This is a genomic window from Pseudomonas sp. KH_017 (assembly GCF_057840285.1).
This window is the reverse complement of sequence record NZ_CM174509.1, coordinates 3,034,399-3,049,401: the sequence shown is the minus strand read 5'-3', so window position 1 is coordinate 3,049,401 and position 15,003 is coordinate 3,034,399. Positions and strand designations below refer to the sequence as shown.

15 protein-coding genes are annotated in these 15,003 nt (G+C 60.0%); 10 read left to right on the top strand and 5 right to left on the bottom strand.

Annotated elements, in window-relative coordinates:
• Positions 1-4: 4 nt before the first annotated feature.
• From AC3IT6_RS13940 to AC3IT6_RS13910, 7 genes are all read left to right on the top strand, one after another.
• Complete coding sequence (locus tag AC3IT6_RS13940; RefSeq protein WP_489356292.1) at positions 5-835, top strand: carbohydrate ABC transporter permease; 831 nt, start codon at positions 5-7, stop codon at positions 833-835.
• Between the two features lie 130 nt (positions 836-965).
• A complete protein-coding gene (locus tag AC3IT6_RS13935) occupies positions 966-2,069 on the top strand; it encodes an ABC transporter ATP-binding protein (protein WP_489356290.1) in 1,104 nt (367 codons plus the stop codon).
• A 16-nt stretch (positions 2,070-2,085) separates the two neighbouring features.
• Positions 2,086-3,558 (top strand): mannitol dehydrogenase family protein, encoded by a 1,473-nt coding sequence (locus tag AC3IT6_RS13930; protein ID WP_489356288.1) that lies wholly within the window; start codon positions 2,086-2,088, stop codon positions 3,556-3,558.
• 162 nt (positions 3,559-3,720) lie between these two features.
• Positions 3,721-5,226: a xylulokinase gene (xylB, locus tag AC3IT6_RS13925; RefSeq protein ID WP_458369906.1), complete on the top strand. Its 1,506-nt coding sequence runs from the start codon at positions 3,721-3,723 to the stop codon at positions 5,224-5,226.
• A gap of 6 nt (positions 5,227-5,232) precedes the next feature.
• A complete protein-coding gene (locus AC3IT6_RS13920) occupies positions 5,233-6,177 on the top strand; it encodes a carbohydrate kinase family protein (protein WP_458369905.1) in 945 nt (314 codons plus the stop codon).
• A 290-nt stretch (positions 6,178-6,467) separates the two neighbouring features.
• Positions 6,468-6,734, top strand: a complete 267-nt coding sequence (locus AC3IT6_RS13915; protein WP_150757079.1) for a DUF2790 domain-containing protein — start codon at positions 6,468-6,470, stop codon at positions 6,732-6,734.
• Positions 6,735-6,824: 90 nt separating this feature from the next.
• Entirely contained in the window at positions 6,825-7,220 is a 396-nt protein-coding gene (locus AC3IT6_RS13910) for a hypothetical protein (protein WP_223444538.1), read from the top strand.
• Here the strand turns inward: AC3IT6_RS13910 and AC3IT6_RS13905 are convergent.
• Positions 7,217-7,483: a DUF1652 domain-containing protein gene (locus AC3IT6_RS13905; RefSeq protein ID WP_223444540.1), complete on the bottom strand. Its 267-nt coding sequence runs from the start codon at positions 7,481-7,483 to the stop codon at positions 7,217-7,219. The genes AC3IT6_RS13910 and AC3IT6_RS13905 overlap by 4 nt on opposite strands.
• Before the next feature lie 279 nt (positions 7,484-7,762).
• On the opposite strand from AC3IT6_RS13905, the gene eco reads away from it, so the two are divergent.
• A complete protein-coding gene (gene eco / locus AC3IT6_RS13900; protein ID WP_223444542.1) occupies positions 7,763-8,245 on the top strand; it encodes a serine protease inhibitor ecotin in 483 nt (160 codons plus the stop codon).
• A 77-nt stretch (positions 8,246-8,322) separates the two neighbouring features.
• Here eco and ilvA read toward each other — a convergent pair whose 3' ends face one another.
• Positions 8,323-9,336 carry a threonine ammonia-lyase, biosynthetic gene (ilvA, locus tag AC3IT6_RS13895; RefSeq protein WP_489356284.1) on the bottom strand — a complete coding sequence of 338 codons (1,014 nt, stop codon included), beginning with the start codon at positions 9,334-9,336 and terminating at the stop codon, positions 8,323-8,325.
• Between the two features lie 247 nt (positions 9,337-9,583).
• Between ilvA and AC3IT6_RS13890 the strand changes: the two genes are divergently transcribed.
• A complete protein-coding gene (locus tag AC3IT6_RS13890; protein ID WP_489356282.1) occupies positions 9,584-9,919 on the top strand; it encodes a DUF2834 domain-containing protein in 336 nt (111 codons plus the stop codon).
• A gap of 145 nt (positions 9,920-10,064) precedes the next feature.
• Here the strand turns inward: AC3IT6_RS13890 and AC3IT6_RS13885 are convergent, their stop codons facing one another.
• The 3 genes from AC3IT6_RS13885 to lpxO all read right to left on the bottom strand — a co-directional run bounded on the left by AC3IT6_RS13885 (position 10,065) and on the right by lpxO (position 12,731).
• The gene (locus AC3IT6_RS13885) at positions 10,065-11,216 is read right to left on the bottom strand and encodes a PQQ-dependent sugar dehydrogenase (protein ID WP_150753594.1); all 1,152 of its coding nucleotides are present in this window, start codon (positions 11,214-11,216) and stop codon (positions 10,065-10,067) included.
• A gap of 67 nt (positions 11,217-11,283) precedes the next feature.
• Positions 11,284-11,631, bottom strand: a complete 348-nt coding sequence (locus AC3IT6_RS13880) for a hypothetical protein (protein ID WP_223444546.1) — start codon at positions 11,629-11,631, stop codon at positions 11,284-11,286.
• A gap of 200 nt (positions 11,632-11,831) precedes the next feature.
• The gene (gene lpxO, locus AC3IT6_RS13875; RefSeq protein WP_458369902.1) at positions 11,832-12,731 is read right to left on the bottom strand and encodes a lipid A hydroxylase LpxO; all 900 of its coding nucleotides are present in this window, start codon (positions 12,729-12,731) and stop codon (positions 11,832-11,834) included.
• A gap of 470 nt (positions 12,732-13,201) precedes the next feature.
• On the opposite strand from lpxO, the gene AC3IT6_RS13870 reads away from it, so the two are divergent.
• Complete coding sequence (locus AC3IT6_RS13870; protein WP_223444549.1) at positions 13,202-14,788, top strand: ABC-F family ATPase; 1,587 nt, start codon at positions 13,202-13,204, stop codon at positions 14,786-14,788.
• Positions 14,789-15,003 lie beyond the last annotated feature (215 nt).

The following is a 15,003-nucleotide window of genomic DNA, read 5'->3' as shown; positions in this document are numbered from 1 at the left end:
TGCCATGACTCTTCAACAATCCCGTCGCCTGCAAAGCCTGCTGCTCGGTACGTTGGCCTGGGCCATCACGATCGTGATTTTCTTCCCGATCTTCTGGATGGTGCTGACCAGTTTCAAGACCGAGATCGATGCCTTCGCCACGCCGCCGCAGTTCATCTTCATGCCGACGCTTGCGAACTACCTGCACATCAACGAGCGCAGCGACTATTTCAGTTTTGCCTGGAACTCGGTGGTGATTTCCTTCAGCGCCACGGCCCTGTGCCTGCTGATCGCGGTGCCGGCGGCCTACTCCATGGCGTTCTACGAAACCCAGCGCACCAGAGGCACGCTGCTGTGGATGCTCTCGACCAAGATGCTGCCGCCGGTGGGCGTGCTGATGCCGATCTACCTGCTGGCCAAGAGTTTCGGCCTGCTCGACACGCGGATCGCGCTGATCGTGATCTACACGCTGATCAACCTGCCGATCGTGGTCTGGATGATTTACACCTACTTCAAGGACATCCCCAAGGACATCCTCGAAGCGGCGCGACTGGACGGTGCAACGCTGGCGCAGGAAATGCTCCGGGTGTTGCTGCCCATCGCCAAGGGCGGCCTGGCGTCCACGGTGCTGCTGTCGCTGATCCTGTGCTGGAACGAGGCCTTCTGGTCGCTGAACCTGACCTCATCGAAAGCCGCACCGCTGACCGCATTGATCGCTTCGTACTCAAGCCCCGAAGGGCTGTTCTGGGCCAAGTTGTCGGCCGTCTCGACCCTGGCCTGTGCGCCGATCCTGATCTTCGGCTGGATCAGCCAGAAACAACTGGTACGCGGCCTGTCGTTCGGCGCCGTCAAATGAATCCCTGTAGGAGCGAGCTTGCTCGCGATGGACGTGAACGATAACGCGTGCAGACAGGAAGAACGCTCCGCCTACAAATTTATCGCGAGCAAGCTCGCTCCTACAGAAAAATAAACGGAGGCCCATCATCATGGCCAACCTGAAAATCAAGAATCTGCAAAAAGGCTTCGAAGGCTTTTCCATCATCAAGGGCATCGACCTTGAAGTGAATGACAAGGAGTTCGTGGTCTTCGTCGGCCCGTCGGGCTGCGGTAAATCCACGCTGCTGCGGCTGATCGCCGGGCTGGAGGAAGTCAGCGGCGGCACCATCGAGCTCGATGGCCGCGACATCACCGAAGTCAGCCCCGCCAAGCGCGACCTGGCGATGGTGTTCCAGACCTACGCCCTGTACCCGCACATGAGCGTGCGCAAGAACATGTCGTTCGCCCTCGACCTGGCCGGCGTGGCGAAAGCCGAAGTGGAGAAAAAGGTCGGCGAAGCGGCGCGCATCCTTGAACTGGGGCCGATGCTGGAGCGCAAACCCAAGCAACTGTCCGGCGGCCAGCGCCAGCGCGTGGCGATTGGCCGGGCCATCGTGCGCAACCCGAAAATCTTCCTGTTCGACGAACCGTTGTCCAACCTCGACGCTGCCCTGCGGGTGCAGATGCGCCTGGAACTGTTGCGCCTGCACAAGGAACTGCAGGCCACGATGATCTACGTGACTCACGATCAGGTCGAAGCGATGACCATGGCCGACAAAGTGGTCGTACTCAATGGCGGCAAGATCGAGCAAGTCGGCTCGCCACTGGATCTCTATCACCAGCCGGCCAACCTGTTCGTCGCCGGTTTCCTTGGCACGCCGAAAATGGGCTTCCTCAAGGGCAAGGTCACCCGCGTCGACAGCCAGGGCTGCGAAGTGCAACTGGACGCCGGAACCCGCATCAACCTGCCCTTGAGCGGCAGGCATCTGAGCGTCGGCAGTGCGGTGACGCTGGGCATTCGTCCGGAACACCTGGAACTGGCCAAACCCGGCGATTGCACCTTGCAGGTCACCGCCGATGTCAGCGAACGCCTGGGCAGCGACACCTTCTGCCACGTCCTGGCGGCATCCGGCGAGGCCCTGACCATGCGTGTTCGCGGCGATCTGGCCAGCCGCTACGGTGAAACCCTGAGCCTGCATCTGGATGCGCAACACTGCCATTTATTCGATGCCGACGGCGTGGCGTTGACCCGCCCGCTGCGCGTTGCTGCCTGATTTCAGAGAGCTTGCGATGAAACTCAATAAACAAAACCTCAGCCGCCTCGCCCCTGAAGTGGTCCTGCCCGCCTACGCCCTGAGCGAGACCCGCCAAGGCATCGCGCATATCGGGGTCGGCGGTTTCCACCGTGCCCATCAGGCGTACTACACCGACGCCTTGATGAATACCGGCGAAGGCCTGGACTGGGCCATCTGCGGTGTCGGCCTGCGCGCTGAAGACCGCCGCGCCCGTGACGATCTCAAGGATCAGGATTATCTGTTCACCCTGTTCGAACTCGGCGATAGCGACGACACCGAAGTGCGGGTGATCGGCGCCATCCGCGACATGCTGCTGGCCGAGGACGGTGCCCAGGCGTTGATCGACAAACTGGCCAGCCCCGAGATCCGCATCGTCTCGCTGACCATCACCGAAGGCGGGTACTGCATCGACGACAGCACCGGTGAGTTCATGGCGCACCTGCCGCAGATCCAGCATGACCTGGCGCACCCGGATGCGCCGAAAACCGTGTTCGGCTTCCTCTGTGCCGCACTGGCCAGGCGCCGCGCCGCTGGCACAACGGCCTTCACCCTGATGTCCTGCGATAACCTGCCGCACAACGGCGCCGTCACCCGCAAGGCCCTGCTGGCCTTCGCCGCCTTGCACGACAGCCAATTGCACGACTGGATCGACGCCAACGTCAGTTTCCCCAACGCCATGGTCGACCGCATCACGCCGATGACCAGCACCCGGCACCGTTTGCAACTGGCGGACCAACATGGCCTGGACGATGCCTGGCCGGTGGTCTGCGAACCTTTCGCGCAATGGGTGCTGGAAGACCGGTTCGTCAACGGTCGCCCGGCCTGGGAAAAGGTCGGCGTGCAATTCACCGACGACGTCACGCCCTATGAAGAAATGAAGATCAAGCTGCTCAACGGCAGTCATCTGGCGCTGACCTACCTGGGGTTTCTGAAGGGTTACCACTTCGTCCACGAGGCCATGAACGACCCACTGTTCGTGCGCTACATGCGCGCCTACATGGACCTGGATGTGACGCCGCAGCTGCCGGCGGTGCCGGGAATCGACCTGACCGAATACAAGAACACCCTGGTGGCGCGTTTCTCCAATCAGGCGATTGCCGATCAGCTTGAACGGGTGTGTTCGGACGGTTCGTCGAAGTTTCCGAAATTCACAGTGCCGACCATCAACCGCCTGATCGCCGATGGCCGCGAGACCAAGCGCGCAGCGTTGGTGGTGGCGGCGTGGGCGCTGTACCTCAAAGGCGTGGATGAGCAAGGCGAGACCTACTCGATTGCAGATCCGCGGGCAGCGTTCTGCCAGGCACTGGTGGCCGATGATGTGCTGATTACCCAGCGCTTGCTGGCGGTCGAGGAGATTTTTGGTACGGCCATTGCGCGCTCGCCGGAGTTTGTCGCGGCGTTTGAGTGGTGCTGCAACAGTTTGCGCGAGGTTGGGGTGTCGCGGACGTTGGAGCGGGTGCTGGCATAAATGTGGTGGTGAGTCTGAGTCCGTCTTCGCGAGCAAGCCCGCTCCCACAGTAGTGTTCGACAGCGCTTCAGTGTGGGAGCGGGCTTGCTCGCGAAGACGGCCGGACAGGCACCAGGGATACTGAATCCAGACTTGTATCGAGCTGACGACCAAGGATCTTGCATGACAACCCGACAACTCTTCCTCGGCATCGACTGCGGCACCCAGGGCACCAAAGCCATCATCCTCGACGCGGCCAGCGGTGAAGTGCTTGGCCAGGGCGCAGCCAGCCACACGATGATCAGCGGCCCCAATGGCCGCCGCGAACAGGACACCCAGCAGTGGCTGGAAGCCTTCGCCACTGCCACCCGCCGCGCATTGCTCGCGGCCAAAGTCGATGGCCAGTCGATTCTCGGCATTGGCGTGTCCGGCCAGCAACACGGCCTGGTGCTGCTTGACGATCAGGGCAAGGTGTTGCGTGCGGCCAAACTCTGGTGCGATACCGAAACCACCCCTGAGAATGACCGACTGCTGGCCCACCTGGGTGGCGAAAAAGGATCGCTGGAACGCCTCGGCGTGGTCATCGCGCCGGGCTACACCCTGTCCAAACTGTTATGGACCAAAGAGCAGCATCCCGAGGTGTTTTCCCGCATCGCCCGCATCTTGCTGCCCCACGATTACCTCAACCATTGGCTCACCGGTCGCAGTTGCAGCGAATACGGCGATGCATCGGGCACCGGGTATTTCAATGTGCGTACGCGCCAGTGGGATTTGCAATTGTTGCGTGACATCGACCCCAGCGGACGCCTGCAAGCCGCCCTGCCGGAGTTGATCGATGCCCACCAGGCGGTCGGCAGCATTCTCCCGGGCATTGCCGAACATCTGGGCATCAACCCGAAGGCCCTGGTCTCCAGTGGCGGTGGCGACAACATGATGGGCGCCATTGGCACCGGCAACATCCAGCCCGGGGCGATCACCATGAGCCTCGGTTCGTCGGGCACTGTGTACGCCTATGCCGATCAGCCGAACGTCGCCGTGGATTCCGCGGTTGCCACCTTCTGTTCTTCGAGCGGCGGCTGGCTGCCTTTGATCTGCACCATGAACCTGACCAATGTCACCGGCCTGATTCGTGACCTGCTGGACCTCGACATCGATCAGTTCAATGAGCTCGTTGCCCAGGCGCCGATCGGTGCCGAAGGCGTTTGCATGCTGCCGTTCTTCAACGGTGAGCGTGTGCCCGCCCTGCCCCATGCCAACGCCAGCCTGTCGGGGCTGACCATGACCAACCTGACCCGGGCCAACCTGTGCCGCGCGGTGGTCGAAGGCACGACGTTCGGTTTGCGTTACGGACTGGACCTGCTACGCCGCAATGGCTTACAAAGCCGCAGCATTCGGCTGATCGGCGGTGGTTCGAAAAGCGCGGTGTGGCGGCAGATCGTCGCCGACATCATGAACACGCCCGTGATCTGCACCGAACAAAGCGAGGCCGCGGCCCTCGGTGCGGCGATTCAGGCGGCATGGTGCGTATCCCGGGCGAACGGGCACGAACACAGCCTGGCGGACTTGTGCGAGCGCTACGTGAAACTCGACCCGGCCAGTGAAACCCAGCCGGTCGCCGACAATGTACAAGCGTGTCAGCAGGCGTATGAACGCTATCAACAGCAAGTCGTGACCCTAATTAAAGAGTGAACAACTATGTACCTGGTGTGTGGCGAAGCGCTGTTCGATTTTTTCAGTGAAGACGACGCCAGCGGTCTGGCGTCCAAAGTGAATTTCAAGGCCATTGCCGGTGGCTCGCCGTTCAACGTGGCGGTGGGCTTGCGCCGGTTGGGCGTGGACGCGGCGCTGTTGGCCGGGTTGTCCACCGACTATCTGGGCCGGCGCCTGCTGCAGGTACTGCAAGATGAAGGCGTGTGCCAGGACTACCTGCTGGATTTTGCCGCTCCGACCACCCTGGCGATGGTCGCGGTCGGGGCTAATGGCTCGCCGCAGTACAGCTTCCGTGGCGAAGGCTGCGCGGATCGACAATTGCAACCGGAGCACCTGCCGGCACTCGGGCCTGAGGTACGCGGCCTGCATATCGGCTCGTTTTCCCTGGTGGTGCAGCCGATTGCCGACACGCTATTGGCATTGGTGCGCCGGGAAAGCGGCAAGCGCCTGATCAGCCTCGACCCGAACGTGCGCCTGAATCCAGAGCCGGACATTGAGCTCTGGCGCGCGCGGATCGCGACGCTGGTGGAGCTGGCCGACCTGATCAAGGTCAGCGACGAGGACCTGCATCTGCTGTACCCCGGCCAGGACCCGGCGCAGGTGATCGAAGGCTGGTTGCAGCACCGCTGTCAGCTGGTGTTCCTTACCCGGGGTGGCGAAGGCGCGAGCGTGTTCAGCCGAACTCACGGTTCGTGGTCGACTCCTGCCTGTGGGGTAAAAATCGCCGACACCGTTGGCGCGGGCGATACCTTTCAGGCGGCGCTGATTACCTGGTTGACCGAACAGCAACTGGACTCGGTAGAAGGCGTGAAGCAACTTGGCCGCGAGCAGATCGACCGCATGCTGAAGTTCGCGGTGCAGGCGGCGGCATTGACGTGCAGCAAGACCGGGCCGGATTTGCCTTATCGGCAGCAACTGGAATTGCGCTGAATTCGAGGGCCTCATCGCGAGCAAGCTCGCTCCCACAGGGTTGCGGGTCGTTCACAGCATTTGTGTCCACCCTTGTTCGCGATGACTTTCCATCAGGCGCCCGATGGTCTTAACTGATACACAGGATCGCGCATCCGCGACAAGCGGTGTTCAGCCGGGTTAACCCTCGTTTAACCGTGCGGTCCAACACTTCACTGGACCGCACGCCCTCAGACTGTTCTGACGCCCAGTGCGGCAAGTTCGACAAGCGACACATCGAACTGACATTCCGTCCGCACCGGAGATCGCTGATGAACACTCGCACCCTGCTGGTTACCACCGCCCTCGCCTGCACCGCATTTGCCGGCCTGGCTCAGGCCAATGACACCACGACCTCCCAAGCCGTGCCCTATCACTACGGCATGCCATTGCATGTCAGCAAAGTGATTTCACTGACCGAGCCGGACACCCTGGAGTGCAAAGTGGTGAAGGCCGAGATGAAGTACATCGATGACACGGGAAAACCCGCAGAAATTTCCTACCGTAAACTTTCCGACGCTTGCGAGAACCAGGGCTGACCGGAAAGTCTGATTTGGCACTTGGCGGTATTCCTTTGAGGGTTGCGGCGCTATGCTCTAGCGCCTCCCTCTCTGCCGCAAGGATTCGCCATGCAGTTGTCGTTTCGCACGCTGTCGACGTTTACCGCCGCCTTATGTCTTTTGCTCAGCCTGGTCTGGGGCCTGACACCGCAATGGTTATTGTCGTTCTGGGACATCGAGTTTTCATTCACGGTGGGATTGGTCGCGCGACGCACCGCCGTGCTGTTTGGGGCGTTGAGCGTGATCTCTTATCTGGTTCGCAACGAACCCCCTTGTGCAACCCGCAATGCGCTGAGCCTAGGCTTCGTCGTCGGCTGTTGGGGATTGGCCGTGCTGGGTTTTGCCGAATGGCTCAACGGTCACGTCGGTCCAGGCATTTTGCTGGCAGTAGGGTTTGAACTGGCGCTGGGTCTGGCGTTCTTCCAGACCCGGCGCGTGTCCGTGGAACTCGAAACGGCAAGCTAGAGCGCTTTGCCCAGCATGGAGTGCGGCTCGACCTCGACGTGATGCTGTCTGGTACGCAGTTGGGCAATCAACTCGTTGATTTCCCGACAACCATTGAGCCCGGAGGCATCGATACCGGTGACCAAAAGATCGAGCTGATCGGTTTGCCCGTCTGCATAGATTTTGACGGTCATCGACAGATCCGGTGACAACGTGCACTGGCAGCGCTTGGGCAGAAAACTGCTTTCGATGATATTGCGAATTTCCAAGGCAGAAAGAAACATGGCGACTCCCTCCTTTGTAAGACTGCTTGACGATCAATGCTCGCTCATTTGAAATCCCGGCAAGCTTCAAGGACAGCTACAGCATAAAACATACCCTGAATTTCGCGGTGCAGTTCATCGGCAATTCAAGGGTTCAGACGGGTTACCTGTAAAGCCTCTCATGCCGTTTGCAATTATAGACCCTGGCGACCCTGCAATTTGCACACTGGGCATCCCGGGTTTGCATTCACTGCACACGACAGTGAAAATGCCGCCCTTCACTTCAAGCAAGGAGGCATCATGAATTCGTTGACCGTTAACGCTTGCACAGCGCTAGTCGCACTGGGGCTTGCCGGCGTGGCGCACGCCGCCAAACTCGAAGACACCGCACCCTATCCGAAGGCCGAAAGCGGGTTTACCCGCCAAGTGATCCACCTCGCGCCACAGACCCGGGAAAACGACTTCCAGGTCGAGATCCTGGCCGGCAAGACGATGACCGTCGACTGCAATAACCCGCGACTGGGCGGCATTCTCGAGGAGAAGAACCTCGAGGGTTGGGGCTATCCGTTCTACCGCCTGGAAAAAGTCATTGGCCCGATGAGCACGCTGATGGCCTGCCCGGGCGGCACCAGCAAACAGGGTTTTGTACCGGTGGTCGGTGACGGCTTCCTGCTGCGTTACAACAGCAAGTTGCCGCTCGTGCTGTACGTGCCCAAGGACATCGAAGTGCGCTACCGAATCTGGTCGGCGTCGACCAAGGTCGAGAAAGCCGTTCAGGAATAATCCGGCCATCCGGCGGACCCTCGCGGCGCCTGCTTGCGGCACCCGCTTGCGGCGTCCGCTGTAGACCGGCCCAAGCGTCATGCCGGGGCGCCACTCAACGCGGCGCGCTCGGCCACGTACCCCAGGCTGTCGAAGTTGATATTGGCACCCGAGTCGATCGCTACCAGTGTCTGCCCCAAGGCACCGGTCTGCGCGACGTATTTCTTGATCCCGGCCACGGCCAGCGCACCGGAAGGTTCGGTGATCGAGCGGGTATCGTCGTAGATATTCTTGATTGCGGCGCAAAGCTCATCGTTGCTGACCGTCACCACGTCATCAACGCAGAACCGGCAGACCTCAAAACCGTAAGCGCCGATCTGCGCCACCGCCACCCCATCGGCGAAGGTGCCGACGCTCGGCAGCACGACCCGTTCGCTGGCATGCATCGCCGCTTGCAGGCACGCGGAATGTTCCGACTCGACGCCAATGATGCGAACTTCCGGCCGCAAGTATTTGACGTAGGCGGCGATACCCGCGATCAGCCCCCCGCCGCCCACCGGCACGAAGATCGCCTCCAGCGGCCCTTGATGCTGGCGCAGGATTTCCATGGCCACCGTGCCTTGCCCCGCGATCACCTGCGGGTCGTCGAAGGGCGATACAAAGGTGCAGCCAGTTTCCCCGGCCAGTTCCAGCGCATAGGCCAGTGCAAACGGAAAGCTTTCGCCGTGCAACACCGCATCGGCACCACAACTGCGCACCCCGATGACCTTCAGTTGCGGCGTCGTGCAGGGCATGACGATGGTGGCGTTGATCCCCAACTCCCGCGCCGCCAGTGCCACGCCCTGCGCATGATTGCCGGCAGAGGCGGTGACCACGCCGCGAGCCTTTTGCGCTTCGCTCAGTTGCACCAGTTTGTTGTAGGCGCCGCGGATCTTGAAGGAAAAGGTCGGTTGCAGGTCTTCGCGCTTGAGCAGGATCTGGTTGCCCAAGGCTTCGGACAAGGCCGGTGCCGGTTGCAACGGCGTGCGCACGGCCAGTTCATACACCGGCGCAGCGAGGATTTTTTTGACGTAGCGTTCCAGCAGGGCCTGTTGATCAGCGGTAAAACTCATGGTCGTCTCCTGACATTGTTCGGGGCCCGGGAGACAGAAAGTAAAAACCCGCCTCGAGGGCGGGTTGGGTGCTGCAGTCGTGAGCTAGTCCGCCAAATGAGGAATGGCGGTAATAATGCTTGGCTGGCAGCGCAATACAGTGGAAGTCATGGCTGGAAATTAGCCGGGCGTTGATGGCAAGTCAATGGCAAGTTTGCGGTGGTCGCTATAGGCTACTGAATCTATTCATTGCCCACGGAAGGAAAACATGAAGGCCATCGCCCTGCCCCTTATCGCCTTGATCGCTTTTGCCGGCTACACGGTTTCGGTGATGCTCCAGGCCGAACAATCGCTGATCGACTTCGGCATCAGCCTGATGTCACGCCCGGATACTGCGCAGGTGGTGATCGATCTTTACCTGCTGGCGACGCTGGCGGGGTTCTGGATGTACCAGGATGCACGAAAGCGCGGGCAGTCGGCGCTTTCGGTGCTGCCTTATCTACTGATCACCGCAGTGTTTGTTTCGATTGGGCCATTGTTGTATCTGGTGGTTCGCGGGTTTCAGGATCGAAAGAGACCAGTTGCCGCGACTCGGCAGATCTGACCGACCTCCTGTAGTGAGGTTGAAATTGCAATCGCGAGCAGGCTCGCTCCTACACTGTGCGGGACTGAAAAAACAGATTCCCTGAAACTCAATACCCGTTCTGCAGCCACTTACTTTCGCGGCTGCAGAACTCGCCAACGGTTGGTTACTTCAAGCCCACCTTGTACAACCCGCCGTTCTCCTCATCGGTCAAAACATACAAGTAACCATCCGGCCCCTGCCGTACATCGCGAATGCGTTTTTTCAACTCCCCGAGCATGCGCTCCTCATGGATCACCTTGTCGCCTTCGAACTCCAGGCGGATCAGTTCCTGGCTGACCAGCGCGCCGATAAACACGTTGCGCTGCCAGGCCTTGAAACGATCGGCATCGTAGAACGCCATGCCACTCAGACCCGGGGACTTTTCCCAGACGTGGTTCGGGGCGACGGTGCCTTCGGCGGTCTCACCCTTGGCTTCGGGAATCGGTTGACCGGAGTAGTTGATGCCATGGGTCGCCAGCGGCCAGCCGTAATTCTTGCCGCGCTCGATGATGTTGACTTCATCGCCGCCCAGGGGGCCGTGTTCGTTTTCCCACAGCGTGCCGTTCCACGGGTTGAGCGCCGCGCCTTGCGGATTGCGCTGCCCGTAGGACCAGATCTCCGGGCGCACGTTGGCCTGGCCGACAAAGGGGTTGTCCTTGGGTACAGTGCCATCCGGGTAGATGCGCACCACTTTGCCTTGCAGCTTGTCGAGATCCTGGGCGGTCGGGCGGTCGTTGTTTTCCCCCAGGGTCACGAACAGATAGCCGTCGCGATCGAACACCAGCCGCGAGCCGAAATGATTGCCAACCGAGAGTTTGGGTTCCTGACGCAGGATCACCTGGAAATCCTTGAGCGCCGTCATATCGTCGGAGAGCCGACCGCGGCCCACCGCCGTGCCGGCCTTGTCGCCCTGAGCGTCACCCTCGGCATAAGACAGATAGACCATCCGGTCCTGCTTGAAATCGGGCGACAGCGCTACATCCAGCAAACCGCCCTGCCCCTTGACCCAGACCTTGGGTACGCCATTGAGCGGTGCCGACAGCTTGCCGTCGGCGGTCACCAGCCGCAGGTTGCCCGGCCGTTCGGTCACCAGCATGTCTTTACGATCCGGCAAAAATGCAAGGGCCCAAGGGTGCTCCAGTCCCGTCACGATGGGGGTGACCTCAAGGGTGCCTTCTTCGCTTTTCATCGTCCGGATGGGCGCGGCAAGCACCGGGACAGTGGCGCTGATCAATACGCTGGCACAGAAGGTTGCCAATAAGTTCTTACGCAACATGCAGGATTCCTTTTCCGATGAAAGTGAGATCTGCTGAAAAATAGCGGCCAGACGCCATGCTTGCCACTCAACGGTTGCTGGTGCCGGTGTCTCGTGGGGGAGGATTGGGAATGAATTTTGGTGGGCCGGCAGGCGCTGTCCGGTCGGGGTAGCGATTACCGATGCCACCGTTGTCCAGCGTCGGCGGGCGCGGGACCGGCACAGTATTCGGCCCGCGTATGGCCGGGGCACTGGGTTGAGTACCTTGCATGCTGTTGGGATTAGCCCGCCGAATCGGGCTGTTGTATGGGTTGCTGCTGGTGCTGCCCGGCAGGTTCTGGGCCAACTGCAACGAAACACACACGTCGGCCTGGACCAAGGGACCCAGTACGCCACTCAAGGCCAGCACAATGGCGCCAAACACGTATCGGTTCATGGGGTGCCTCTCTGCGTCCGCGTGGATAAGGGCTTCGATACCACGCTACGCCCGGGGTTCGGTTTTGTTAACAAAAACCTCCCCGGCAAGATGTAACAGGCTGGATGTTCCGGCCTCATCGTCGGAACGCCGCCCGGACCAAGCCCGCTCCCACAGGTACGATGGCGTCCGCGATCACGTCGTCAGCGCGAACACACCTCTCAGATCAGAATGAAGACCGCCAGCAACCCGGCAAAGATCGACCACTTTTGGAGGTAGTAAAGCTTGCGGTTGCGCTTTTTCAGTTCCTTGGCGCGCAGGCGAACCTTGTAGACCTTGCTGAACAATCGATTGAGCCCGCCGATCCGGTCTCCGTCCTCGTTCGGTGCACCGGCCGCCGACATGACATTACGACTGAACCAGCGATTGAATGCCGCTGCCCACCGATACTTCATCGGCCGCTCGACATCGCAGAACAAAATGATGCGATTGTGCGGCGTGGTGTTCTCTGCGTAATGAATGTAGGTCTCATCGAACATCACCGCTTCGCCATCGCGCCAATGGTAGTTCTGGCCATCAACATTGATGTAGCAACCGTCAGCGTTGGGTGTGTCCAGTCCGAGGTGATAGCGGTACGAACCGGCATACGGGTCGCGGTGGCGCACCAGTCTGGAGCCCGGTGGCAATTCGGCGAACATCGCCGCCTTGATCGAGCCAATGCCTTGTACCAGTTCGGTGGTGCGCGGGCAGAGCTTCATGGCCGACGGGTGGCTATCGCCATACCACTTGAGATAGAAGCGCTTCCAGCCGGTCTTGAAAAACGAGTTGAAACCGACGTCATCGTATTGGTTCGAACGCTTGATCTCGCCGGCGTGAAGCAAGTTCTGGCCTTCGGCACGAATTTCTTCCCAATGCGCCTGCAGCGGGCTCAGGTCGGGAAAATCAGCCGGATCGAGATACGGTTTGTTGGGGATTTTCGAAAACAGATAAAGAAAGCAGTTGATCGGCGCCAGGAACGTCGAGTGATCACTCAACTGGCGGCCCAGCTTGTGGCGCACTCGGCCACGCAGGTGGACGTACGCAATAGAGACAATGTAGATAACGGCTATGATCAGTTTCACGGAAATCGTCACAAGTCGGAAGTATACAAACTGCGCCCTCACGGGTCTTGTGCAGCGGCTGAATACGAAACAGCTGCCCCTTGGAGCCATCGAGCCACGCCGATGGTCGCCGTTCAGCTGTTAGATGGCATTTTAGCCACAGTTTGTAACCAATAGTTAACCTGTAACTGTGAAAATGTGTCCGCAAAAACCGCCAAAGCGTAGCAGAGGCCTCATCGCCCTATCGTTTAAAGAGCCAGACCAGTACAATCGCCGCCAAACTTTACGCGCCCCCAGGTTGAGAGCGGGAAATTCCCCTTTCAGCGCACGTTGACTCGGGCCAAGCGCGCCACATGCTGCTGTCCACTTAAATGCCAGATGGATCTTCCACTGCTGATCGGGATGAATGTCCCGGGACCGAGCAATGGAACGGGTACTGAACCGGTACTGCCGCAACCCTAGCTACTCTGAATGCTTCGCAGGAAAAACCTTTGATTTCTACAGCTAACATCACGATGCAGTTCGGCGCCAAGCCGCTCTTCGAAAACGTTTCGGTCAAGTTCAACGGTGGCAACCGTTACGGTCTGATCGGCGCCAACGGTTGCGGCAAGTCGACCTTCATGAAGATTCTCGGTAACGACCTCGAGCCGTCCGGCGGCCAGGTCATGCTGGAACCGAACGTGCGCCTGGGTAAATTGCGCCAGGATCAGTTCGCCTACGAAGAATTCACCGTGATCGACACCGTGATCATGGGTCACGAAGAGCTGTGGAAGGTCAAGGCCGAGCGCGACCGCATCTATTCGCTGCCGGAAATGAGCGAAGCAGACGGCATGGCCGTGGCCGAGCTGGAAACCGAATTCGCCGAAATGGACGGCTACACCGCTGAATCCCGCGCCGGCGAACTGTTGCTGGGCCTGGGTATTCCCCTGGAACAGCATTTCGGCCCGATGTCCGAAGTTGCTCCAGGCTGGAAACTGCGGGTATTGCTGGCCCAGGCGCTGTTCTCCGATCCTGAAGTGCTGTTGCTCGACGAACCGACCAACCACCTGGACATCAACACCATTCGCTGGCTGGAAACGATTCTCAAGGCGCGTAACAGCACCATGATCATCATTTCCCACGACCGTCACTTCCTCAACAGCGTGTGCACGCACATGGCTGACCTGGACTACGGCGAACTGCGTCTGTTCCCGGGCAACTACGACGAGTACATGACGGCGGCTACCCAGTCCCGTGAGCAATTGCTGTCGGACAACGCCAAGAAGAAAGCCCAGATCTCCGAACTGCAAACGTTCGTCAGCCGCTTCTCGGCCAACGCCTCGAAAGCCAAGCAGGCCACTTCCCGCGCCAAGCAGATCGACAAGATCCAGCTGGCCGAAGTCAAGCCATCGAGCCGCGTGAGCCCGTTCATCCGCTTCGAACAGACCAAGAAACTGCACCGCCAGGCCGTGACCATCGAGCAGATGTCAAAGGGCTTCGACGGCAAGACCCTGTTCAAGAACTTCAGCTTCACCGTCGAAGCCGGCGAGCGCGTGGCGATCATCGGCCCGAACGGTATCGGCAAGACCACCCTGCTGCGCACACTGATGAGCGAACTGACCCCGGACGCCGGTTCCGTGAAGTGGACCGAAAGCGCGGAGCTGGGCTACTACGCCCAGGACCACGCCCATGACTTCGAAGACGACGTCAGCCTGTTCGACTGGATGGGCCAGTGGACTCAGGGCGAGCAGATCATCCGTGGCACCCTGGGCCGCATGCTGTTCTCCAACGACGAGATCCTCAAGTCGGTCAAGGTCATCTCCGGTGGTGAGCAAGGCCGCATGCTGTTCGGCAAGCTGATCCTGCAAAAGCCGAACGTACTGGTGATGGACGAACCGACCAACCACCTGGACATGGAATCGATCGAAGCGCTGAACCTGGCGCTGGAAAACTACCCGGGCACGCTGATCTTCGTCAGCCACGACCGTGAGTTCGTATCGTCCCTGGCCACCCGCATCATCGAGTTGAGCCCTAACGGCGTGACCGACTTCAGCGGCACCTACGACGACTACCTGCGCAGCCAGGGTGTGGTGTTCTAAGGGCAGCTACAAGCCTTTAGCTGCAAGCTTCAAGTGAAAAGCCCTGTCCATGTGACGGGGCTTTTTGCGTTTCATGGGTGGGATTTTCTTGGGTGCCGAATCCTTCGCGAGCAAGCCCGCTCCCACAGGGGGAACGCATTCCAAATGTGGGAGCGAGCTTGCTCGCGATGAGGCCATGAGGAACAGCGATAATGTCACGGCAAAAGTAGTTAGCC

Coding starts and splice junctions, on each gene's coding strand:
- AC3IT6_RS13940 (WP_489356292.1), top strand. CDS start 5: ATGACTCTTCAACAATCCCGTCGCCTGCAAAGCCTGCTGCTCGGTACG.
- AC3IT6_RS13935 (WP_489356290.1), top strand. CDS start 966: ATGGCCAACCTGAAAATCAAGAATCTGCAAAAAGGCTTCGAAGGCTTT.
- AC3IT6_RS13930 (WP_489356288.1), top strand. CDS start 2,086: ATGAAACTCAATAAACAAAACCTCAGCCGCCTCGCCCCTGAAGTGGTC.
- xylB (WP_458369906.1), top strand. CDS start 3,721: ATGACAACCCGACAACTCTTCCTCGGCATCGACTGCGGCACCCAGGGC.
- AC3IT6_RS13920 (WP_458369905.1), top strand. CDS start 5,233: ATGTACCTGGTGTGTGGCGAAGCGCTGTTCGATTTTTTCAGTGAAGAC.
- AC3IT6_RS13915 (WP_150757079.1), top strand. CDS start 6,468: ATGAACACTCGCACCCTGCTGGTTACCACCGCCCTCGCCTGCACCGCA.
- AC3IT6_RS13910 (WP_223444538.1), top strand. CDS start 6,825: ATGCAGTTGTCGTTTCGCACGCTGTCGACGTTTACCGCCGCCTTATGT.
- AC3IT6_RS13905 (WP_223444540.1), bottom strand. CDS start 7,483: ATGTTTCTTTCTGCCTTGGAAATTCGCAATATCATCGAAAGCAGTTTT.
- eco (WP_223444542.1), top strand. CDS start 7,763: ATGAATTCGTTGACCGTTAACGCTTGCACAGCGCTAGTCGCACTGGGG.
- ilvA (WP_489356284.1), bottom strand. CDS start 9,336: ATGAGTTTTACCGCTGATCAACAGGCCCTGCTGGAACGCTACGTCAAA.
- AC3IT6_RS13890 (WP_489356282.1), top strand. CDS start 9,584: ATGAAGGCCATCGCCCTGCCCCTTATCGCCTTGATCGCTTTTGCCGGC.
- AC3IT6_RS13885 (WP_150753594.1), bottom strand. CDS start 11,216: ATGTTGCGTAAGAACTTATTGGCAACCTTCTGTGCCAGCGTATTGATC.
- AC3IT6_RS13880 (WP_223444546.1), bottom strand. CDS start 11,631: ATGAACCGATACGTGTTTGGCGCCATTGTGCTGGCCTTGAGTGGCGTA.